Origin of the sequence: Sinisalibacter lacisalsi, assembly GCF_014640115.1 — a bacterium.
Classification (GTDB): domain Bacteria; phylum Pseudomonadota; class Alphaproteobacteria; order Rhodobacterales; family Rhodobacteraceae; genus Sinisalibacter; species Sinisalibacter lacisalsi.
Map to the genome: position 1 here is coordinate 367,297 of NZ_BMGI01000002.1, position 18,503 is coordinate 385,799.

Below are 18,503 nucleotides of genomic sequence, written 5' to 3' on the forward strand. Positions count from 1 at the left end.
TGCGGGCGTCTTGCTGTCGCCGGGGTTCGCCCGTAGCTTCAGGTCATGATCACCCGCTTCGCCCCCTCGCCCACCGGGCTTCTGCACCTCGGCCACGCCTTCTCGGCGCTGACCGCCTGGGACATGGCGCGCGCTGAGGGGGGCGTCTTTCTGCTCCGGATCGAGGATATCGACGGGCCGCGCTGCCGCCCCGAGTTCGAGCACGCGATCGACGACGATCTGCATTGGCTCGGCCTCGACTGGCCGGTGCCGGTGATGCGCCAGTCCGAGCGGCTGCCGGCCTACGGCGATGCGCTGGCCCGGCTCGCGGAGATGGGGCTCACCTACCCCTGTTCCTGCACCCGCGCCGACATCCGCGCCGCGCTCGCCGCCCCGCAGGAGGGCGCAAGCGGCCCCGATGGTCCGCCCTATCCCGGAACCTGCCGGGGCCGCGCGATGGCCAGTCACCGGCCGGGCGACGCGATCCGGCTCGACATCGCCCGCGCCGTGGCCGTGACCGGGCCGGTGCGGTTCGAGGAGAGCGGGCCGGGGCGCGCGGGGCGGCAGGCATACCGGCCGGACGAGATGGTTGCCAACATCGGCGACGTGGTGCTCGCGCGCAAGGATATCGCCACCTCCTACCACCTCTCGGTGGTCGTCGACGACGCGGCCCAGGGCATCACCCAGGTGGTGCGCGGCGAAGACCTGTTCGCCGCCACGCCGCTGCACGTGTTGCTCCAGCGCCTGCTCGAGATGCCCACCCCGCGCTATCATCACCACCGCCTGATCCGCGACGAGACCGGCAAGCGCCTTGCCAAGCGCGACGACGCGCGCGCGATCCGGGCCTACCGCGAGGCGGGCGCGACGGTGGCGAGCCTGCGCGCCATGCTCGGGCTGTGAGCGCCCCCGGCGCTCACGCCATCGGCTCCATGATCACCACCTCGGCGCCATCGCGGATCGCGGTATAAAAGCACGAGCGGCGGTTGGTGTGGCAGGCCGGGCCTTCCTGCGCGACCCGCACCAGGAGCGCGTCGCGGTCGCAGTCGATCCGCATCTCGACCAGGGTCTGGACGTGGCCCGAGGTTTCGCCCTTGATCCAGAACGCCTGCCGGGAGCGGCTCCAGTAGGTGACGCGGCCGGTTTCGAGCGTTTTGGCGACGGCTTCGGCGTTCATCCAGGCGAGCATCAGCACCTCGCCGGTGGCGGCCTCCTGCGCGATCACCGGCACGAGGCCCGCCTCGTTGTAACGCAAAGTTGCGGGATCGAACCCCATGGCATTCCCTTTCCAAATCCGTGCCCGACCTCTATCTAGGACCTGCAGACCCGAGGGGAAACCCATGACCGACCAAAGCCTCGAACAGCTCTACTCCAAGCGAATCCTCGCGCTCGCCGCCGACATACCCCATGCCGGCAAGCTCGCCACGGCGGCGAGCCACGCGCGCAAACGCTCGCCGCTCTGCGGCTCGACGGTGAGCGTCGATCTCACCCTCGCCGATGGCAAGGTGGCCGAGTTCGCCCAGAACGTGAAGGCCTGCGCCCTCGGCCAGGCCTCGGCCGCGGTGCTCGGCGGGCAGGTGATCGGGCTCGACCGCGCCACCATCGCCGCCGGGCGGGACGCGCTCGAGGCGATGCTGAAGGAAGACGGCCCCACCCCGCCGGCGCCGTTCGACGCGCTCGAGGCCCTGCGCCCGGCGCGCGATTACAAGAACCGGCATCCGTCGATCCTGCTGGCCTGGGACGCCACCCTCGACGCCTTCGACGCGGCCTCGGCCGAGACGGCGGCCGGGGCGCGTTAACCGGGAAGAAACCCGGACCGGGCCAGACTGCGCGGGGAATCAGGAGGCCCCGCGTGCAACACGACCCCCTTATCACTCCCGCGCCCGATGCGCGCCTGTCGGGTCTTGCCCGCAGGGCAGCTGACCTCGGCTTCGAAATCGTCGAGGTGTCCGCCAACCTCGACCGGGTGGACGAGATCGCGGCCCGGCAACGCGAAACGATCGAGGAGGTCACCACCACGATCGACCGGCTGACCGGCGCCAGCGCACGCATGGCCGAGAGCATGGCCGCGGTCACGGCCGAGACCCGCGTCTCGCTCGAACAGGCCAATGCCGCGGAAGCCTTGATCACCAGCAATCGCACCAACGCCGTCGACATCGGCGCCCGGGCCCGGGCGCTGGCCGACGAGATGACCGAAATCCGCGAGTCGCTCGACGCGGTCACCGGATCGAACGCCGAGATCTCCGCCATCGCCGCCCAGGTCAACATCCTCGCGATCAACGCCAAGATCGAAGCGGCGCGCGCCGGCGACGCCGGGCGCGGCTTCGCGGTTGTCGCCGAGGCGATCAACGAGCTATCGGCGCGCACGGCCCGCGCCGCCGAGGTTATCGGTGAGCGGATCTCGGTGATGGCCGAGCGGGTGCTCGAAATGCAGGCGAGTTCGGGCGATGTCGTCGATCTCGCCGGCGACGTGGCCGACCGGGCCGGGTCGGTGCACGAAGCGGTGCGTTCGGTGTCCGAGGCAAGCGCGGCGAGCGCCACGCGCGCCGATGATCTCACCCGGCACCAATCCGCCGTGGCGGCAGCCTTCGAGCAGTTTCGGGCCGTGTTCTCAACCATCGGCGCGGGGGCCAATACCGCCTCGGCGACGATTTCGGAGGCCTCGAAAACCATGCACAGGCTGACGAACCACGCCGAGGCGATGGTGCAGGCCACTGTGTCGCTCGGCGGCGGCACCCGGGATCAGCCGTTCATCGAGCGGGTGCAGGCCGACGCCGCGCGGATCGGCGCCGCCTTCGAGGCCGCGCTGGAAAAGGGGGAGATCGAGGCCGCCGCGCTGTTCGACCATCGCTATACACCGATTCCCGGCACCGACCCCGAGCAGTTCATGGCCCCGTTCACCGCGCTGGCCGACCGGTTGCTTCCCGCGATCCAGGAGGCGGCGCTCTCGCTCGACCCGCAGGTCGTGTTCTGTGCCGCCGTCGATGTGAACGGCTACCTGCCGACGCATAACCGCAAGTTCTCGCAGCCGCAGAGGCGCGATCCGGTGTGGAATGCCGCCCATGCCCGAAACCGCCGGATGTTCGACGACCGGGTCGGCCTCAAGGCCGGGCGCAACACCGCGCCGTTCCTGGTCCAGGTCTACCGGCGCGACATGGGCGGCGGCGAATACGCGATGATGAAGGATGCCTCCGCCCCGATCATGGTGAACGGGCGGCACTGGGGCGGGCTGCGGCTGGCCTACCGCATCCCCTGAAAAAAACCGCCGCGCTCCGGGGGGAGGCGGCGGCCAGTGGTGCGGTCGGTTCCAGGTGCCCGGCCGGGACAGTAGGCAGGGGCCGGGTGGACAGGTGGCGGTGGGGGCCGCCGGCATCGCGGACAGACGATGCGGGAACCGGGAAAACCGCAGGCAGAATTCGGTCAGATCATCCCGGGCAGGTGCAGCCCGCCGTAGAGCACCACCATCAGGCCGAGGCCTCCGGCAATATCCTGCCAGATCGTGGCCGAGGATCGGGACAGAACGGACTTGATCTCTTTCAGCATGTCAGGCTCCTGCTCTCGGGGCGCCGGTGTTCCGGCTGTGTTCTCTTGTTAACCTTTTGTTCTCACAAATGGCCCGGGCTTGTAAAGAACTTTTTGAGAACAAAGCGGAACTTTCAGGGATTTTCGATTAACCCACTGAAATCAAACGAATCCCCTCGTCCTGCCGCATCAACCACAGCAGAACGCGCGCCGCCTCGCCGCGCTGCGAGGTCAGTTTCGGGTCTTCCCGCAACAGGTTGCGGGCATCGGTCTGGGCAACCGCCATCAGCCCGGCCTGGGTTTCCAGATCGCCCACCCGAAAGCGCGGCAGGCCCGATTGCGCCGTGCCGATCAGGTCCCCCGCGCCGCGCATGGCGAGATCCTCCTCGGCGATGCGAAAGCCGTCTTCGGTCTCGCGCAGGATCTGCAATCGCCGCGCGCCTCCCTCGGTGAGCGGGGCCTGGTAGAGCAGAAGGCAGGTGCTTTCCGCCGCGCCCCGGCCGACGCGGCCGCGCAACTGGTGCAATTGCGACAGCCCGAAATGCTCGGCGCGTTCGATCACCATGATCGAGGCATTGGGCACGTCCACCCCCACCTCGATCACCGTGGTCGCCACCAGCACCCCGGTTTCACCACGCTGGAAGGCGGCCATCGCCGCGTCGCGCTCGGCGGGCGCCATTTGGCCATGCACCAGCCCGACAACGCCCTCGCCCAGTTCCGCGCGGAGCGCCTTGAACCTCTCTTCGGCCGCAGTGAGTTCCGAAACCTCGCTTTCCCCGACCAGCGGGCAGACCCAGTAGGCCTGTCGCCCCTCCGCCGTGGCGCGCTTGAGCCGCGCGACCACCTCGGCGATGCGCGCGGTCGAGATCAGCGCGGTGGCGATCGGCTTGCGGCCCGGCGGCTTCTCGTCGAGCAGGCTCACGTCCATATCGCCGTATTGCGCCAGCGCCAGGGAGCGCGGGATCGGCGTGGCCGTCATCACCAGCACATCCGTCACCGTGCCCTTGGCGCCGAGACGCATCCGCTCGGCCACGCCGAACCGGTGCTGCTCGTCGACCACCGCGAGGCGCAGATCGTGATAGGCCACGTCGTCCTGGAACACCGCGTGGGTGCCGACGAGAATCTGGATATCGCCGCGTTCGAGTGCGGCGAGCTTGGCGCGCCGCTCGGCGCCCTTGTCGCGCCCGGTCAGCAGTTCCACCACCACTTCCGCCGCCTCGGCCAGCGGCTGGAGCGCGGCGAGATGCTGGCGCGCAAGGATCTCGGTGGGCGCCATCATCACCCCCTGCCCGCCCGCCTCGACGGCGACGAGCAAAGCCATGAAGGCCACCAGCGTCTTGCCGGCGCCGACGTCGCCCTGCAACAGCCGGTTCATCCGCAGACCCGCCCCCATGTCGGCGGCGATCTCCTCCATCGCCCGGGATTGCGCCCCCGTCGGCGCATAGGGAAGTGCCGCCAGCACCTTCGCGCGCAGCCGCCCGTCGCCCTGGCTCACCCGTCCCTTGCCGCGCCGCACCCGCGCACGGGCGAGCGCCAGAGTGAGCTGGTGGGCGAAAAACTCGTCATAGGCCAGCCTGCGCCGCGCCGGGGCCTGCGGCGAGAGATCGTCGGGCCCTTCCGGGCTGTGCGCCACCGCCACCGCCTCGTGCCACGCCGGCCAGTGCTCGCGTGCCAGCAGCGCCGGATCGACCCATTCCGCCAGCGGCTTGACCCGGGCCAGAACCTCGCCCACCGCGCGCAGCATCAGCCGCTGGGTGACCCCGGCGGTGAGGTGATAAACCGGCTCGAAATCGGGGATATGGTCGGACTGGCCCGGGCGCAGGATGTAGTCGGGATGCACCATCTGGGCGACCCCGTCGAACAGCTCCACCTTGCCCGACACCACCCGTCGCTGGCCGGTGGGGAGTTGCCTGGTCAGCCAGTCGCCCGAGGCGTGGAAGAACACGATCTGGAAGGTGGTGAGCGCGTCGCGCACCTCGACGCGGTAGGGCCCGTTGCGGCTGCGTGGCGGGATGTGGCGGCCGACCTCGACATCGACGGTCACCGTGGCGGGCGGGGTCACCTCCTGCACGCTGGCGCGAAACCGCCGGTCGACCCCGCTGTAGGGCAAGGCGAACAGAAGGTCGCGCGGATGGGTGATCTCGAGCGCGGCGAAGGCGCGGGCGGTTTTCTCGCCGACGCCGCCCAGCGTTTCCAGTTCCGCGAACAGCGGGAACAGGATCTCGGGCCGCCCCGTCATGCTGCCCCGATCAGCGCGAGCCAGCCATCTTCGTCGATCGTCTCGACCCCCAGCTCGGCCGCCTTCTTCGCCTTCGACCCGGCCCCCGGACCGGCGATCAGCAGATCGGTTTTCGCGCTCACCGAGCCCGCCACCTTCGCCCCCAGCGCCTCGGCCCGGGCCTTGGCCTCGGCTCGCGTCATCTTCTCGAGCGTGCCGGTGAAGACGAGGGTCTTGCCGGCGACGGGGCTGCCCGTGCTGTCGGGCCGCGCCTCGGGCTCGATCTCGAGTTCGGCCACCAGCCGGTCGATCGAGGCGCGCTCGGCATCCTGGTGGAAGGTGGTGACCAGCGCGCGCGCCATCGTCGCGCCGACACCGTCGATGCTCATCAACTCGTCCCAGGCCGCGCCCGTGCCCGGCTCGGCCCCGGTCATCGCCGCCTCGAAGGCCTCCCAGGTGCCGTAATGGCGCGCGAGCAGCCCCGCCGCGCTTTCGCCGACGTGGCGGATGCCGAGCGCGAAGATCACCCGCTTGAACGGGATGCGGCGGCGCGCCTCGATCGCGGCGAACAGGTTCGCGGCGGATTTCTCGCCCCAGCCCTCGCGGTTCTTCAACTTGGCGAGGTTCGCCGCGTCGCGCGCCTCCAGGGTGAAGATATCGGCCGGTTCGCGGATCGGCAGAACCTCGTCGTGGTAGAACATCTCCACCTGTTTCGCCCCCAGCCCCTCGATGTCGAAGGCGCCGCGCGAGACGAAATGCTTCAGTTTCTCAACCGCTTGCGCGGGGCAGATCATGCCGCCGGTGCAACGGCGCACGGCGTCGCCCTCCTCGCGCACGGCCTCGGAACCGCATTCGGGGCAGGTGGTGGGAAAGGCGAAGGGTTCGGTCCCGGCGGGGCGCTTCCCTAGGTCCACGTCCGAGATCTTCGGGATCACGTCGCCGGCGCGGTAGACCTCGACCCAGTCACCGACGCGGATATCCTTGCCGCCCCGGATCTCGTTGCCCTTGGAATCGCGCCCTGCGATGTAATCCTCGTTGTGCAGGGTGGCGTTCGACACCACCACGCCGCCGACGGTGACCGGGTGCAGCCGCGCCACCGGGCTGAGCGCGCCGGTGCGGCCCACCTGGATGTCGATCCCCTCGAGCCAGGTCCAGGCCTTCTCGGCGGGAAACTTGAAGGCGATGGCCCACCGCGGCGTGGTCGAGCGGTAGCCGAGCCGGGCCTGAAGGCCGAGATCGTCGACCTTGTAGACCACGCCGTCGATGTCATAGGGCAGCGTTGCGCGCTGCGCCTCGATGTCGGCGTAATGCGCCAGCATCTCGTCGCGGCTCTCGCACCGCTTGGTGAGCGGGTTGGTGGCGAAGCCGAGCGCTGCGAGACGGGCGATCGCGTTCCATTGGGTTTCGGCCAGCGGGGCGCTGACTTCGCCCCAGGCATAGGCGAAAAACCGCAGCGGCCGGGCGGCGGTGATCGCCGGATCGAGCTGGCGCAGCGACCCGGCGGCGGCGTTGCGCGGGTTGGCGAAGGTCTTCTGGCCGCGCGCCTCCTGGCGCTCGTTCAGCGCGGCGAAATCGGCGTGGCTCATGTAGACCTCGCCGCGCACCTCCAGCACATCGGGCGCATCCGTGAGAACCTGCGGAATCTCGGCGATGGTGCGGGCGTTGGCGGTGACGTTCTCGCCCTCGGTCCCGTCGCCGCGCGTGGCGGCCTGCACCAGCCGCCCGCCCTCGTAGCGCAGCGAGAGCGAAAGACCGTCGATCTTGGGTTCGGCGGTGTAGGCCAGCGGCGCATCCGGCGCGAGACCGAGAAAGCTGCGCACGCCCTCGTCAAAATCGGCGAGGTCTTCCGCATCGAAGGCATTGGCGAGCGAGAGCATCCGCTGCGCGTGGCGCACCTTGGCGAAACCGGGGGCGATTTGCGCGCCCACCACATCGGTGGGGCTGTCGGGGCGCTTCAGATCGGGAAACCGGGCCTCGATCTCGGCGTTGCGCTGCTTGGCGGCGTCATATTCCGCGTCGGAGATCTCCGGCGCGTCCTCGGTGTGATAGGCGCGGTTCGCCCGGTCGAGCAGCGCGGCCAGCCGTGCAAGCTCGGCCTCGGCCTGCTGCGCGTCGAGCTTTGCCACAGCGATGGAAGAAAAATCACGCTCGGCCACGTCATCCCCCGGATCTTGCCTCCCTCCGGGTTTAGGCCCCGCCCCCCGCTCCGTCCAGTCTGAACCGCGGCCGCTGGCACAAGCGCCGGCCCACGCCGGCCAGCCGCGGCGGGCGCCAGGGTCGGGGCACCTGCCCGCGCTCGCTCTCGCGGCGAAGGGCCAGGGCGATACCCCGCGGCGTCAGGCCCCCATCGCGAGCGGGCTGTCGATCTCGTCGGGCTCGGGATCGCGCAGCACGTAGCCGCGCCCCCAGACCGTTTCGATGTAATTGTCGCCGCCCGTCGCGGCGGCGAGCTTCTTGCGCAGCTTGCAGATGAACACGTCGATGATCTTGAGTTCGGGCTCGTCCATCCCGCCGTAGAGGTGATTGAGGAACATCTCCTTGGTCAGCGTGGTGCCCTTGCGCAGGCTCAGCAGTTCGAGCATCTGGTATTCCTTGCCGGTGAGATGCACCTGCTTTCCCTCGACCTCGACCGACTTGGCATCGAGGTTCACCGCGATCTTGCCGGTGGCGATCACCGATTGCGCGTGCCCCTTGGAGCGGCGGATGATGGCATGGATCCGCGCCACCAGTTCCTCGCGGTGGAATGGTTTGGTCATGTAATCGTCGGCGCCGAACCCGAAACCCTTCAGCTTGTCCTCGGTATCGTCGGAGCCGGTGAGGATCAGGATCGGCGTGTCGATCCGGGCCGCGCGCAACTGGCGCAGAACCTCCATCCCGTTCATGTCGGGCAGGCCGAGATCGAGCAGGATCATGTCGTAATCGTAGAGCTTTGCGAGGTCGACGCCCTCTTCCCCGAGGTCCGTGGCATAGACGTTGAGGTTCGCGTGGGTGAGCATCAGCTCGATCGAGCGCGAGGTGGTGGGGTCATCTTCCACGAGCAGGATGCGCATGGGCTTGTCTCCGCTATCAATCCGTTCTGTTGGTAAACACCTTGGCGGGTAAAGGTTAACGGCCCGTTACCGTTGCGGAACTTTTAGCGAAAACAATCTAAGGTTGTCTATACCTCTGCACCTGCGTGGCCTTCAACGCCGCCTCGCCGTGCCGTTCCACCGCCTGCTGCCAGGCGGCGAACTCCTCCTCCGACAGGCCGTAGGTGGCAAGCGCCTCGGCCAGGGGAATCAGGCCATGAACCACACCGCGCACCACCGCGGCCTTGCGGCTGGCGACCCATCGCCGGGTGTGCGCAGGGGGCAGGTCCGCCCGCGTCATCATCGTGCCGTCGGGCAGGCGCACCGCACGCGGTCCATCGACTTTTTTCAGATACATCGGGCTGTCCCTCGTCGTCTGTGCCGGCGACAATCACGAAATCGGGTTAAGGCCCGGTGAAGCCCGGCCTTGTTGTTACGTCGAATTTTCCTATATTGCGTCGTTCACAGCGCGAGCCGAACCATGACCATGAGCCTCACCGAAACACCCCTGAACTCGCTGGGCCTGCCCAAGGCCCCGGCCGAGACCCGCGTGGTCGTGGCGATGTCGGGCGGGGTGGATTCCTCGGTCGTGGCGGCGATGCTGAAGGACGAAGGCTACGACGTGGTCGGCGTCACGCTGCAGCTTTACGATCATGGCGCGGCGCTGGCGAAGAAAAACGCCTGCTGTGCCGGGATCGACATTCACGATGCCCGCCGCGTGGCCGAGGAAATGGGCTTTCCCCATTACGTGCTTGATTACGAGAACATCTTCCGCGAGGCGGTGATCGACGAATTCGCCGACAGCTACCTCGCCGGCGCCACGCCGGTGCCCTGCATCCGCTGCAACGAACGGGTCAAGTTCAAGGACCTGCTCGCCACCGCGCGCGATCTCGATGCCGATTGCATGGCCACCGGGCATTACATCCAGCGCTTCGAGGGCCGCGACGGCCCGGAACTGCACAGCGCCGCCGACCCGGCGCGCGACCAGAGCTATTTCCTGTTCTCCACCACGCCGGAACAGCTCGACTTCCTGCGCTTCCCGCTCGGGCATCTGAAAACCAAGGACGAAACCCGGGCGCTGGCGCGCCGCTTCGGCCTCGAAGTCGCCGACAAGCCCGACAGCCAGGACATCTGCTTCGTGCCGAACGGGGATTACGCCAGCGTGATCGAGAAGCTGCGCCCCGGTGCCGGCGCGCCGGGCGAGATCGTCGATACCGAGGGCCGGGTGCTCGGCCGCCACGAAGGCGTGATTCACTACACCATCGGCCAGCGCCGCGGGCTCGGGATCGGTGGCCTCACCGAGCCGCTCTACGTGGTGAAGCTCGATGTCGACAACGCCAGGGTGATCGTCGGGCCGAAGGAGTTGCTGGCCACAAGGATCGTGCCGGTGCGCGAGATCAACTGGCTGGGCGACGCCCCCTTCACCTCGCGGCCCGAATGGCGCCTGTCGGTGAAGGTGCGCTCGACCCGCCCGCCGCGCGAAGCCGTGGTCCGGCCGATCTCGGAGACCGAGGCGGAGGTGGAACTGCTTGCGCCGGAAGAAGGCGTGAGCCCCGGCCAGGCCTGCGTGTTCTACGCGCCCGAGGGCAGCCGGGTGTTCGGTGGCGGCTGGATCTGGAAGGGCCGCAGCGCCTGACCCGCTCTTTTCGGGTCAGGAAAAAACCGGCCCTGCCCTCAGGCCCCGCCGGCCAGGTCGATCATCGCCGAGAACTCGGCCTGGCACGCCACCTGGCCGTCGACCGTGGCCTTGCCGGCGAACTTCCACACCTTCGAACCGGGGCCGCCGCGCAGCGTGGTGATTTCCATCTTGAGCACGTCGCCCGGCACCACCTTGCGGCGGAACTTCACCCCGTCGATGCCCATGAAATACACCAGCGCGTTCTTGCCCACCAGATCGAGGCTGAGCGCCACCATCACCGCCGAGGTCTGCGCCATCGCCTCGACGATGGTCACCCCCGGCATGATCGGCGCCGCGGGGAAATGGCCTTGGAAATGCGGCTCGTTCACGGTGACCATCTTGATCCCCACGGCGCTTTCGTTGGCGACGATATCCTCGACCCGGTCGACGAAGAGGAACGGGTAGCGGTGCGGAATGCAGCGCTTGATCAGGTCGATATCGGCCGTGGTGGGCACGTCGGTCATGTCTGTCTCCTCGGGCATGGGCCGGATCAGTCCCCGGTCGGGGTCGCGGGGGCGGGAATGCTGTCGAGCGGCGCGACGGGGTCGGGCTCGGCCGGCGACTCGGGGGCGTCGACGTCGCGGCCATCGCCGAGCACCGCGTCGGACCGAGCGATCGCCTCGTCGGTGATATCGACGTCGGCGGCGCTGAGCAGGATCGCCCGACGGTCAAGGATCAGCACCGCGCCGCGCTCGCGGACGATGGTTCCCAGGATCGGGCCGATCCGGTCGAAGAAGGTGGCCTGTGCATCCTCGATCTGGCGGCGCAGGTTGGCCTCGGCGGCCTCGCGTTCCTGACGCAGCGCCTGAACCTTTTCGTCGAAGGCGCGGGCGAGTTCGCGGAAAGCCTCAGGCTCGAGGGTTTCCCGTTGCTGGGTGAGGTTGCGCTCTTCCTCCTCGAGCGCGGCTTCGATCTTGCGCGTCTCCGCCGCCATCGCGCTCGACGCCGCCTCCAGCTCGCGGTTCACCCTCTGCCCGAAGTCTGTTTCTGCGAAAAGCCGGTCGCGATCCACGGTCAGGATCGGCGAGATCACCCGCCCAAGCGCCTGCGCCTGCGCCGGCCCGGCGGCCGGCAGGCAGAACACGAGCGTCAGGAGAAGCGCCAGCGCGCGGGGAAACCCAAGCCAGCCGCCCATCGGATGCCGCTCAGAAGCCGGTCGAGATCGACACGCCGAAACGCTGCTCGACATCGTAGGCCTGCTTGCGCACCGGGTAGGCATAGGAGAAGCGCAGCGGGCCGATCGGGGTATCCCAATACAGCGCGGCACCGACCGAGGCGCGCAGATAGAAATCGTCATCCACCCCCGGCGAGTTGTCGAGCCCGAAGACCGAGCCGACATGGCCGAAGACGCCGGCGGAAATGCCGTATTCCTCCGGCAGCCCGATCGGGAATTGCGCCTCGAGCCGCGCGGCGCCGAAGTAGTTGCCGCCGAGCGCGTCATCATCCGTCGCCGCAAGGTCGCGCGGCCCCATGCCGGAGCCGGCGAAGCCCAACACCTGGTCGGGGCTCATCATGAAGCGGTCGACGATCCGCGAGCCGTTGCCGCCCACGCTGACCAGCGCCCCGCCTTCGACGGTGGCCGAGAGGGTGATTTCCTCGTTCATCGCCTTGGTGGTGAAGTTGGCCAGTGCCGTGCTCTTCACATACTGGTTGTCGGCGCCAAGCCCGCCGACGTCGCCGGTGAACCGCGCGAAGAAGAAACTCGGGCTCGCCAACCCGTCGCGACGGGTGTCGTAGGTGTAGGTGAAGCCGCCGCCGCCGCCGAACTGCAGGCCGCGCGCCTCTTCCGCGAGGATCGTCGCCGAATCGCCGGTGTAGTTGTAGATGTCCGAAAGTTCGCCCTTGCCGCGCACCCGGAGGCGCCCGGTTTCGCTGAGCGGGAACTCCAGCGACAATTCGGCATTGCCCGACCGGGTGTCGAACAAGCCGCTCGCCCAGGTCGTCTCGTTGTACATCGCGTTGACGCCGAGGCGCAGATCGCGCCCGAACAGGTTCGGTTCGGCGAAGGCGAAACCATAGGTGCGCTTGTCGAGGCCACCCGAGAAATCGATGCTGAGATACTGGCCGCGGCCAAGGAAGTTGCGTTCGGAGAACGACAGCATGAAGCCAATGCCCTCGCCGAGCGCGTAGGTGCCGCCGACCGAGAACGAGCCGGTGCCCTGTTCTTCGACGTCCACGTCGACAACAACGGTGTCGGGCGAGGTGCCCGGGCGGGCCTGCACGTCGACGTTGGCGAAATACCCCAGTGCCCGGATCCGCTCCGCCGCGGCGCGAATGGCGCGCGGGTTGAACGGGTCGCCCTCAACGGTGGTGAACTGGCTGCGCACGACCCGGTCCAGCGTGGTGGCGTTGCCTTCGATGTCGATCCGCTCGACGACGATTCGCGGGCCGCGCACGATCGCGAACTCGATGTCGAGCGTGCCGTCGCGCTCGTTGCGTGTCACCCGCGGGTCGACGCGCACGAAGCCGTAGCCCTGCTGCTGCGCTTCCTTTTCCATCCGCGCGATGGCGCGTTCCACCACCGCCGGGTTGTAGGTGCTGCCGGAGCCGATCCGCGCAAGGCCCTCGAACCCGGCCGCGTCGATACCCTCGACCTCCGAGACCGTGGTGATCTCGCCGAAGCTGAACTTCTGGCCTTCGCGGATCTCGTAGCTGACGAAATAGGCGTCTTCTTGTGCCGGCACTTCGGAGGTGACCGCCACGGCGTCGAAATCGACGTAGCCGCGCGAGGCGTAGAAATCGCTCAGCAGCTGTTTGTCGAATTCCACCCGGTCGGGATCGAACGTGTCGTTCGAGATCAGGAAGCGCAGGATGCCGGCCTGTTTCGATTCGATCACCCGGCGCAGGCGGCCGTCGGAGAAGGCGCGGTTGCCGGTGAAGGTGATGCGTTCGATGTCGGAGTTCTTGCCCTCGACCACTTCGAACACCAGGTCGACCCGGTTCTGCGGCCGGCGAATGATGCGCGGGGTGACCTGAGCGGCGATCCGGCCCTTTTCGCCATAGGCCTCGGCGATCGTCTGCGCGTCGCGCTCGGCCACCGCCGGGTTGAACACGTAGCGGGCCCGCGATTGCAGCAGTTCGAGCAGCTCGTCGTCCTTGAGCCGCTTGTTGCCCTCGATGTTGATCCGGTTGATCAGCGGGAACTCGGTGACCTTCACCACCAGCGTTGCGCCGCGCGGGATGATCTCGACCTTGTCGAACAGCCCCGAGGCCACCAGGCGCTGGTAGGCGTCGTTCAATTCGCCCGCGCTCACCTGCTCGCCCCGGCCGAATCCGAGGTAGCTCATCACCGTGCTGGCCTGAATCGCGTTAAGCCCCTCGATCTGCACCGAGTTGAACGCGTAGCTCTGCGCATGGCCTACCCCGGGGAACGCAACCGAAGCCGCTGAAAATCCGAGGAAAACGGCCATCACCGCCGGTTTCAGAACCGAAGTGGAGAGAAGCGCTTTACGGGCTTCGACGTGCCGCTCGTTATACGTCATGTTGTTGTCACCCACACAGACATCCCAGTCCCTTGTGTCGATACCGGTAAAGGGCGCGCGAGTCAAAGCGTCTCAAGAGAAAGGCGCGCAAGCTGTTGCCGCGCGCCCATAATCAATGTTTGCAAGTTCCGCGCCGGGGGTCGCCCCGGCCACGCCTCAGTTCAGCAGGTTGCCGACGTAGGAGCCCGCGACGAGCGCGAAAGCGATGGTCGCGCCGTAAAGCAGGCGATCCCAGTTGAGGTTCATCAGAAGGGAAAGGCTGCGATAGCCTTGCTGCACATGTTCCATAAGTCCGCTCCGGTTTCGAGGTGCCGTCACACCGCCGAATCTGCGTGCCGAATGTGACGGCAGACGCCCCGAAATTGGGCATTTTCGAGGCATCGGGGCATGGGATCAACAGGTGAGGTCGTTGAACAGCCCCAGCATCATGATGCCCAGCACCAGCGCCAGGCCGAGCATCGTCAACAGGCTCAGCACCCGGTCCGACGGCGCGCGCCCGGTGAGCGCCTCCCAGGCGTGGAACATCAGGTGGCCGCCGTCGAGCACCGGGATCGGGAACAGGTTGAGAAGCCCGATCGCGGTAGAGAGCACGGCGACGAACCAGATGAAGTTGCCCACACCCTGGCTGGCCGCCTCGCCCGAGGTGTCGGCGATGGTGATCACGCCGCGCAGGTTGCACGACGAGATCGCGCCGGTGATCATGTGCCAGATCCCCGACAGCGAGGCGCGAATGATGTAGGCCACCTGCCCCGCCCCGGCCGAGATCGCCTCGCCGACGCCGGGCCGGTCGGTCGCGGGTTCGAACACCAGCCCGCCGGAAACGCCGATCAGCCAGCGGGTTTCATAGCTGCCGTCGGCCAGCGGCAGATCCACCCGGCGCGGCGCAAGCGTCAGCTCGATTCGCTCGCCGCCCCGGTTGATCCCGAGCGCGATTTCGGCGCCGTCACCGGTGCTGACGATCTCGCGCAGGTCTTCGAAGGTGGCCACCGGCTGGCCGTCGATGGTTTCGATCAGGTCGCCCACCTTCAGCCCCGCGTCGGAAGCCGCCGATTGCGGGTTCACGCCATCGACGATCGGCGGATAGGGGTGGAGCGCCTCGATCCGGGTTTCCACCCCGTCGCGGCGCACCGTCCATTCCAGCGGGCTTTGCGCCGGCAGGTCTTCGACGAAGGCGCCGAACCCCTCCAGCGTGGGTGTTTCACGTCCGGCGATGGCGAGAATCTCGTCGCCCGGTTGCAGCGTGCCCTCGAGGCCCGCCACCGGCTTGAGCTTGGCCACCGTCAGCGGATCGGAGGCCACCCCGGTCCAGAACGCCATCACGGTGAAGATCACCGCCGAGAAGATGAAGTTGATCACCGGCCCCGCCGCCACCGTGGCCGAGCGCGCCCAGAGCGGCGCGCCGTGCAGGGTGGCGCGGCGCTCGGCCGCGTCCATCTCTCCCAGCGCCGCTTCGTCGGCCGAGCCGGAGGCGGCGTTGGCGTCGCCGTGGAACCGCACGTAACCGCCGATAGGCAAGGCCGCGATCTGCCAGCGTGTGCCGCGCTTGTCGGTGCGGCTCATCAGCACCGGGCCGGCGCCGATGGAGAACACGTCGGCCTTGATGCCGGACCAGCGCCCGACGATGTAATGGCCGAATTCATGCACGAAGACGATCGGGATCAGCGCCAGAAGAAAGGCGATGATGGTCAGCGCAAGGTTGCCGAATGACGGAATCAGGCCTGCCAGATCCACGAATGCCTCCTGTCTGCCGGGCTCAGGCCCCGGTCTCGATGATGTTGCGTGCGGTCATGCGTGCCATGTCGTCCGCGGCGCGCACGTTATCAAGAGTAATCTCGGCATGAATAAGGCCATGGTCGGCTGACAAGCGCGTGAGCACCTCCTCGACCACCTCAGACATCCGCACGAAATTGATCCGCCCGGCGATGAACCCGTCGAGCGCCGTTTCCTTGGCGGCGTTGAACACCGCGCCCGAAAGGCCACCCTCGGCCATGACCTCGCGCGCCAGCCTGAGCGCCGGCCAGCGCCGCTCGTCGGGGGCGCGAAACTCGAGTCTGCCGATCTGCGCCAGATCGAGCCGGTCAACCGGCACGTGCCGCCGCGCGGGCCAATGCAGCGCGTAGCCGATGGCGTGGCGCATGTCGGCCGGGCCGACGTGAGCCATCAGCGCGCCGTCGTTGAAGCCGACCAGCGCATGCACCAGCGATTGCGGATGCACCAGAACCTCGATCTTCTCCGGGTCCACCCCGAAGAATTCACGGGTTTCGATCAGTTCCAGCGCCTTGTTGAACATCGAGGCCGAATCGATGGTGATGCGCTGGCCCATGTCCCAGTTCGGGTGCGACGAGGCCTGTTCCAGTGTCGCCTCGGCGAGCTTCTCGAGCGGCCAGTCGCGGAACGCGCCGCCGGAGGCGGTGATGATGATCCGCTCGACGGCGTCGATCTCTTCGCCCACCAGCCCCTGGAACACCGCCGAATGCTCGCTGTCGACCGGCAGCAGGCGCGCGCCGTGCTTGCGGGCCGTGGCCAGCACCAGCGGCCCGGCGGTGACGAGGCTTTCCTTGTTGGCCAGCGCCAGCGTCGCACCTTGTTCGAGCGCGGCCAGCCCCGGCGGCAGGCCGGCGGCGCCAACGATGGCGCTCATCACCCAGTCGGCCGGACGGCGCGCGGCCTCCTCGATCGCAGCCTCGCCCGCGGCGGCCTCGATCCCGGTGCCCGCGAGCCGCGCCCGCAGCTCCTCCAGGTTTTCCTCGTGCGCCGTCACCGCCACCTCGGCCCCAAGCGCCCTGGCCTGCTGCGCCAGCCGGGCGACGTTGTGCCCGCCGGTCAGCGCCACCACCTCGTAGGCCTCCGGATCGCGGTGGATCAGGTCGATCGTGCTTTCGCCGATCGACCCGGTGGCGCCGAATATGGAAATGCGTCGCGTCATGCGATCCAGACCAGGTGGATGAAGGTGAGGATACCGGCGAGCGCGGCGGCAGCGACCAGCGCGTCGAGCCGGTCGAGAAAGCCACCGTGGCCGGGGATCAGGGCGGAAGCGTCCTTGACTCCGGCGCGCCGCTTGATCGCGCTTTCGGCGATGTCGCCCATCTGCCCGGCGAAGGCGAGGCCGATGGCGGCGGCAGCCCCCGGCAGCGCCGCACCCTGCCCGGCAAAGACGAGCGCCCCAAACAGGCCTGCGCCGATCCAGCCCGCGACGGTGCCCGACCAGGTTTTCTTCGGGCTGACCCTTGGCCAGAACTTCGGCCCGCCGAGGAGACGGCCGGCGAAATAGCCCAGGATGTCGGAGATCGCGACGATGGCGACGAGGATCGCCACGCCGACCACGCCGAATTCGCGCAATGCGTAAACGAGAAAGAGCGCGCCGATCAGCACCATCGGCGCGTAGCCCGCCCAGATCCACCGGCCCGAGCGCAGGTTGACCACGCCTGCAAGCACCGCGAGGCCCAAGCCGGCGGCCGCGCCGGCCAGCACCCGGCCCGCCATCAGGCCGGTCTCGGCCTCCTGTGGCGGCGGCACGCCGAGCCCGCCGGTGAGGGCCACCGCGAGTGCTGCGGGCAGCAGCAGCGGCGCGAAGGTGAGCGAGATCCGTCGCACCGTGGCGATGCCCGGCTCGCAGAGCGCCGCCAGTTCCCAGAACATCACCAGGGTGACGGCGAGCACGAAGAGGCTCCAGCCGAGCGACCCGCTCATCAGCGCCAGCGCAACAACCGCCAGCATCACCACGGCCGAGATCAGGCGGGCGGAGAGATCCCCCCAGGCCGATGCCTTGTCAGGCATTCCTGGCTCCGCCGAAGCGCCGGTCGCGCCCGGCGTAGCCGGCAACGACCTCGCCGAACACGTCGGGGCTGAAATCGGGCCAGAGGGTTTCGATGAACTCGTATTCGGCATAGGCCGATTGCCACAGCAGGAAGTTGGAAATCCGCGCCTCGCCGCTGGTGCGGATCACCAGGTCGGGATCGGGCAGCAGGCAGGTGTCGAGGTATTTCGGCAAGGTTTCCTCGTCGATGCTCTCGGGGTCGAGCCGGCCGGCCGCCACGTCCTGCGCCAGCCGCTTTGTGGCGCGCGCCACCTCGTCGCGCCCGCCGTAGTTGATCGCCACGGTGAGGTTTACCCGCGTGTTGTCTTCGGTGAGGGCTTCGAGATCGTCCATCATCCGCACGAGGCTTTTCTCCAGCTTCACCCGGTCGCCGATGAAGCGCACACGCACGCCGTTGTCCTTCAGATCACGCGCCTGGCTGGTGATGTAGCGGCGAAACAGGCTCATCAGCCCGGCCACCTCGGTTTGCGTGCGCTTCCAGTTCTCGGTCGAGAAGGCGAAGATGGTGAGGTATTCGACGCCCAGATCGGGGCAGGCCTCGACGATCTCGCGCACCCGCTTGGCCCCGGCGTGGTGGCCGAACAGCCGCGGCCGTCCGCGGCTCTGCGCCCAGCGACCGTTGCCGTCCATGATGATCGCCACGTGGCGTGGCCCGCTGCCCGCCTCGGGCTGCGCGCCTGTCTCGGACCGGTTGCTGGTAGGTTCGAACAAATCTCTCTCCTTGCGGGCGGGCCGGGGCGGC

Annotated in this window: 18 protein-coding genes; 4 read left to right on the plus strand and 14 right to left on the minus strand. The window is 68.2% G+C overall.

From position 1 onward, the window contains the following. Nucleotides 1-45: 45 nt before the first annotated feature. Nucleotides 46-879: a tRNA glutamyl-Q(34) synthetase GluQRS gene (gluQRS, locus tag IEW01_RS07605; RefSeq protein WP_188527016.1), complete on the plus strand. Its 834-nt coding sequence runs from the start codon at nt 46-48 to the stop codon at nt 877-879. A gap of 13 nt (nt 880-892) precedes the next feature. On the opposite strand, the gene hisI is transcribed toward gluQRS, so the two are convergent. Further along, complete coding sequence (gene hisI, locus IEW01_RS07610; RefSeq protein WP_188527017.1) at nt 893-1,252, minus strand: phosphoribosyl-AMP cyclohydrolase; 360 nt, start codon at nt 1,250-1,252, stop codon at nt 893-895. 64 nt (nt 1,253-1,316) lie between these two features. Here hisI and IEW01_RS07615 point away from each other — a divergent pair, with 64 nt between their 5' ends. Both IEW01_RS07615 and IEW01_RS07620 read left to right on the plus strand, forming a co-directional pair. Beyond that, nucleotides 1,317-1,775 carry an iron-sulfur cluster assembly scaffold protein gene (locus tag IEW01_RS07615; protein WP_188527018.1) on the plus strand — a complete coding sequence of 153 codons (459 nt, stop codon included), beginning with the start codon at nt 1,317-1,319 and terminating at the stop codon, nt 1,773-1,775. Between the two features lie 53 nt (nt 1,776-1,828). Further along, nucleotides 1,829-3,232, plus strand: coding sequence for a methyl-accepting chemotaxis protein (locus tag IEW01_RS07620; protein ID WP_188527019.1), 1,404 nt, complete (start codon nt 1,829-1,831; stop codon nt 3,230-3,232). 164 nt (nt 3,233-3,396) lie between these two features. Here IEW01_RS07620 and IEW01_RS17755 read toward each other — a convergent pair whose 3' ends face one another. From IEW01_RS17755 to sciP, 5 genes are all read right to left on the minus strand, one after another. Next, on the minus strand, nt 3,397-3,519 hold the full coding sequence (locus IEW01_RS17755) for a hypothetical protein (protein ID WP_268236806.1): 123 nt from the start codon (nt 3,517-3,519) through the stop codon (nt 3,397-3,399). A gap of 127 nt (nt 3,520-3,646) precedes the next feature. Next, complete coding sequence (recG, locus tag IEW01_RS07625) at nt 3,647-5,737, minus strand: ATP-dependent DNA helicase RecG (protein WP_188527020.1); 2,091 nt, start codon at nt 5,735-5,737, stop codon at nt 3,647-3,649. Then, the gene (ligA, locus tag IEW01_RS07630; protein ID WP_229738143.1) at nt 5,734-7,842 is read right to left on the minus strand and encodes an NAD-dependent DNA ligase LigA; all 2,109 of its coding nucleotides are present in this window, start codon (nt 7,840-7,842) and stop codon (nt 5,734-5,736) included. Before ligA ends, recG begins: the two co-directional genes overlap by 4 nt. 210 nt (nt 7,843-8,052) lie before the next feature. Continuing rightward, the gene (ctrA, locus tag IEW01_RS07635; RefSeq protein ID WP_188527022.1) at nt 8,053-8,766 is read right to left on the minus strand and encodes a response regulator transcription factor CtrA; all 714 of its coding nucleotides are present in this window, start codon (nt 8,764-8,766) and stop codon (nt 8,053-8,055) included. A 97-nt stretch (nt 8,767-8,863) separates the two neighbouring features. Continuing rightward, entirely contained in the window at nt 8,864-9,142 is a 279-nt protein-coding gene (sciP, locus tag IEW01_RS07640) for a CtrA inhibitor SciP (RefSeq protein WP_188527023.1), read from the minus strand. A 129-nt stretch (nt 9,143-9,271) separates the two neighbouring features. On the opposite strand from sciP, the gene mnmA reads away from it, so the two are divergent. Continuing rightward, nucleotides 9,272-10,420, plus strand: coding sequence for a tRNA 2-thiouridine(34) synthase MnmA (gene mnmA, locus IEW01_RS07645; protein WP_188527402.1), 1,149 nt, complete (start codon nt 9,272-9,274; stop codon nt 10,418-10,420). A gap of 38 nt (nt 10,421-10,458) precedes the next feature. On the opposite strand, the gene fabZ is transcribed toward mnmA, so the two are convergent. From fabZ to uppS, 8 genes are all read right to left on the minus strand, one after another. Beyond that, complete coding sequence (gene fabZ / locus IEW01_RS07650; RefSeq protein WP_188527024.1) at nt 10,459-10,926, minus strand: 3-hydroxyacyl-ACP dehydratase FabZ; 468 nt, start codon at nt 10,924-10,926, stop codon at nt 10,459-10,461. A gap of 26 nt (nt 10,927-10,952) precedes the next feature. Next, nucleotides 10,953-11,597 carry an OmpH/Skp family outer membrane protein gene (locus tag IEW01_RS07655; protein WP_188527025.1) on the minus strand — a complete coding sequence of 215 codons (645 nt, stop codon included), beginning with the start codon at nt 11,595-11,597 and terminating at the stop codon, nt 10,953-10,955. Nucleotides 11,598-11,607: 10 nt separating this feature from the next. After that, nucleotides 11,608-13,944, minus strand: a complete 2,337-nt coding sequence (gene bamA, locus IEW01_RS07660; RefSeq protein WP_188527026.1) for an outer membrane protein assembly factor BamA — start codon at nt 13,942-13,944, stop codon at nt 11,608-11,610. Between the two features lie 156 nt (nt 13,945-14,100). Next, entirely contained in the window at nt 14,101-14,232 is a 132-nt protein-coding gene (locus IEW01_RS17760; RefSeq protein WP_268236807.1) for a hypothetical protein, read from the minus strand. A gap of 105 nt (nt 14,233-14,337) precedes the next feature. Beyond that, nucleotides 14,338-15,675: an RIP metalloprotease RseP gene (gene rseP, locus IEW01_RS07665; protein WP_188527027.1), complete on the minus strand. Its 1,338-nt coding sequence runs from the start codon at nt 15,673-15,675 to the stop codon at nt 14,338-14,340. A 22-nt stretch (nt 15,676-15,697) separates the two neighbouring features. Next, nucleotides 15,698-16,870 carry a 1-deoxy-D-xylulose-5-phosphate reductoisomerase gene (gene dxr / locus IEW01_RS07670; protein ID WP_188527028.1) on the minus strand — a complete coding sequence of 391 codons (1,173 nt, stop codon included), beginning with the start codon at nt 16,868-16,870 and terminating at the stop codon, nt 15,698-15,700. Continuing rightward, nucleotides 16,867-17,721: a phosphatidate cytidylyltransferase gene (locus IEW01_RS07675; protein WP_188527029.1), complete on the minus strand. Its 855-nt coding sequence runs from the start codon at nt 17,719-17,721 to the stop codon at nt 16,867-16,869. The genes dxr and IEW01_RS07675 overlap by 4 nt, the downstream gene beginning before the upstream one ends. Next, nucleotides 17,714-18,472, minus strand: a complete 759-nt coding sequence (gene uppS, locus IEW01_RS07680) for a polyprenyl diphosphate synthase (RefSeq protein ID WP_268236808.1) — start codon at nt 18,470-18,472, stop codon at nt 17,714-17,716. Before uppS ends, IEW01_RS07675 begins: the two co-directional genes overlap by 8 nt. Nucleotides 18,473-18,503 lie beyond the last annotated feature (31 nt).